Source organism: bacterium endosymbiont of Bathymodiolus sp. 5 South (assembly GCF_900128535.1).
GTDB lineage: Bacteria > Pseudomonadota > Gammaproteobacteria > PS1 > Pseudothioglobaceae > Thiodubiliella.
The window spans coordinates 1-3707 of sequence record NZ_FQTR01000160.1; the positions used below are offsets into that span (position 1 = coordinate 1).

Sequence of the window (3707 nt, forward strand, 5' to 3'; positions counted from 1 at the left end):
CTTTGTTGCTGGCGCAGGCAACGACACCCTAACGGGCAACGGCGGTATGGATGTCCTTAACGCAGGTACAGGCGATGATACGATTATCATCAACGCCAGCAACATCGCCGCACTAGAAAAAACTGGCGCAGGTAACCGTGCCCGTGTTGATGGTGGTGGTGGTACTGACACCCTTAAACTTGAGGGTGCAGGTTTAACTCTAGATCTAACTAAGATCAGTGACAGACGCATCCAAGACATTGAAGTTATTGATATTACAGGCTCAGGTAACAACACCCTAAAGTTCAACTTAGATGATTTATTACACACCTCTACTAGCGCCAATATTCTTAAAGTATTGGGCAATAGTGGCGACGAAGTAGTTACCACTGGCTTCAATGATTTAGTAACTAATAAAACTGTTAACGGTGTCGCTTATAATGTTTATACTTATGGTGACACTAATGCCGAACTTTGGATTCAAGAGAGGGTAACACTTAGAAAAATGCAGTGTGGCTTTGTTGTTAATGGCGAGTCAAAGCACGATTATAGTGGTTGGTCAGTCTCCAGTGCAGGCGATGTTAACGGCGATGGCGTAGATGATTTAATTGTGGGTGCTTATGGTGCCAATCTGAGTGACAAGATAGACGCAGGAAAATCGTATGTTATATTTGGCAAACAAGACAATACCGCTATTAATTTATCAGCCATTGCCGCTGGCACAGGTGGCTTTGTTATCAATGGCGAGTCAGCGAGGGGTTGGAGTGGTTGGTCAGTCTCCAATGCAGGTGATGTCAACGCTGATGGCTTAGATGATTTAATTATAGGCGCTGGTCAATCCGATCCAAGCGGTAAGTCAAACGCAGGTAAATCGTATGTTGTGTTCGGCAAAAAAGACAATACCCATGCCGTTGAATTATCAGACATTGCCGCTGGTACAGGTGGCTTTGTTATCAATGGCGAGTCAGCGGGTGATTTTAGTGGGCATTCAGTCTCCAATGCGGGTGATGTCAATGGTGATGGCTTAGATGATTTGATTGTGGGTGCTTATCAAGCCAATCTGAGTGACAAGAAAAATGCAGGCAAATCGTATGTTATATTTGGCAAACAAGACAATACCGCTATTAATTTATCAGCCATTGCCGCTGGTACAGGTGGCTTTGTTATTAATGGCGAGTCAAAGCACGATTATAGTGGTTGGTCAGTCTCCAGTGCAGGCGATGTCAACGGCGATGGTTTGGATGATTTGATTATTGGTGCCCTCTATGCCGATTCAAACGGTAAAGTCGACACAGGTAAATCGTATATAGTGTTCGGCAAACAAGACAATACCGCTATTAATTTATCAGCCATTGCCGCTGGTACAGGTGGCTTTGTTATCAATGGCGAATCAAGGCTCAATTATAGTGGATCCTCAGTCTCCAGCGCAGGTGATGTCAACGGTGATGGCTTAGATGATTTAATTGTAGGTGCTTATCAAGCCGATCCAAGCGGTCAATCACATGCAGGTAAATCATATGTTGTGTTCGGCAAAAAAGACAACACCGATGCCATTGAATTATCAGCCATTGCCGCTGGTACAGGTGGCTTTGTTATCAATGGCGAGTCAGCACGTGATTTTAGTGGACATTCAGTCTCCAACGCAGGCGATGTCAATGGCGACGGCTTAGATGATTTAATTGTGGGTGCATATCTAGCTGATTCAAACCATCAATCACAAGCGGGTAAATCGTATGTTGTGTTCGGCAAAAAAGACAATACCCATGCCGTTAAATTATCAGACATTGCCGCTGGTATTGATGGTTTTGTTATTATTGGCGAATCAGCGGGTGATTATAGTGGCCACTCAGTCTCCAGCGCAGGTGATGTCAATGGCGATGGATTAGATGATTTAATTGTAGGTGCTAATGGTGCCAAATCATCCACAGGTAAATCCTATGTCATCTTCGGTAAAACTGACACTGGAGCCATAGATTTATCAAAATTGGGCGATGAGCCAAAATACACCATTGATTACCTCGGTGATGAAAACGCCAACATTCTTACTGGCACTACTAAAGATGAAATCTTTGTTGCTGGTGCAGGCAACGACATCCTAACGGGCAACGGTGGTATGGATGTATTCAATGCAGGTTTAGGCGATGATATGATTATCATCAACGCCAGCAACATCGCCGCACTAGAAAAAACCGGCACAGGCAACCGTGCCCGTGTTGATGGTGGTGGCGGTATGGATGCCCTTAAATTAGAGGGTGCAGGTTTAACCCTAGATTTAACCAAGATCAGCGACAGACGCATCCAAGACATTGAAGTTATTGACATTACAGGCTCAGGCAACAACACTCTAAAACTCAACTTAAATGATTTATTACACGCTTCTACTAGTACCAATATTCTTAAAGTATTAGGCAATAGTGGTGACAAAGTAATGGTTATTGGCTTTGATGATTCAACAACTGAGAAAACTGTTTATGATATCACTTATACTATTTACGCTCATAGTAATGCCAATACAGGTGCTAATGCCGAGCTCTGGGTTCAAAAAGGTGTCACATTAATGGGGGCTCAGAGTGGCTTTGTTATCAATGGTGAGTCAGCGAATGATGATAGTGGTCGTTCAGTCTCCAGTGCAGGCGATGTTAACGGCGATGGCTTAGATGATTTAATTATAGGTGCTTGGGGTGCCAATCTAAGCGGTAAATCAAACGCAGGTAAATCCTATGTCGTGTTCGGCAAACAAGATACTGATGCCGTTGAATTATCAGCCATTGCTGCTGGCAAAGGCGGCTTTGTTATCAATGGCGAGTCAATAGAGGATGGAAGTGGTTACTTAGTTTCCAACGCAGGCGATGTCAACGGCGATGGTTTAGATGATTTAATTGTAGCTAATTATGGTGGCGATCCAAGTAAAGTACACGCAGTCACAGGTAAATCGTATGTCGTATTCGGCAAACAAGGCACTGATGCCATTGAATTATCAGCCATTGCTGCTGGCAAAGGTGGCTTTATTATCAAGGGCGAGTCAGCGAGTTTTTGGAGTGACCACTTAGCCTCCAACGCAGGTGATATCAATGGTGACGGTTTAGATGATTTAATTATTAGTGCACGCGAGACATCAGACACATCGTATGTCGTATTCGGCAAACAAGATACTGATGCCGTTGAATTATCAGCCATTGCCTCTGGCACAGGTGGCTTTGTTATTGTTGGTGAGTTAACGAATGATGAGTATTCCCACTCAATCTCCAACGCAGGCGATGTTAACGGCGATGGCTTAGATGATTTAATTGTAGGTAATGAAGAGAGCAATATAAATGGTAAACTAAATGCAGGTAAATCATATGTCGTATTCGGCAAAAAAGACAACACCAATGCCATTGAATTATCAGATATTGTCGCTGGCAAAGGTGGCTTTGTTATCAATGGTGAGTCAGAGGATGATTATAGTAGTTTTTCAATCTCCAGCGCAGGTGATGTCAACGGCGATGGCTTAGATGATTTAATTGTGGGTGCTTATAGTGCTGATCCAAGCGGTAAACGATCCGCAGGTAAATCGTATGTTGTATTTGGCAAAAAAGACAACACCAATGCCATTGAATTATCAGCCATTACTACTGGTACAAGCACAGATGGCTTTGTTATCAATGGCGAGTCAGCGGGTGATTGGAGTGGCTACTCAGTCTCCAGTGCAGGTGATGTGAATGGTGATGGCTTAGATGATTTGATTG

The 3707-nt window shown here is 43.6% G+C and carries 1 protein-coding gene; it reads left to right on the forward strand.

Features of this window, described 5'->3' with window-relative positions; all coding sequences use genetic code 11:
• The coding region (locus tag BBROOKSOX_RS09495) for a beta strand repeat-containing protein (RefSeq protein WP_180323963.1) at positions 1 to 3707 on the forward strand (3707 nt) is incomplete at both ends.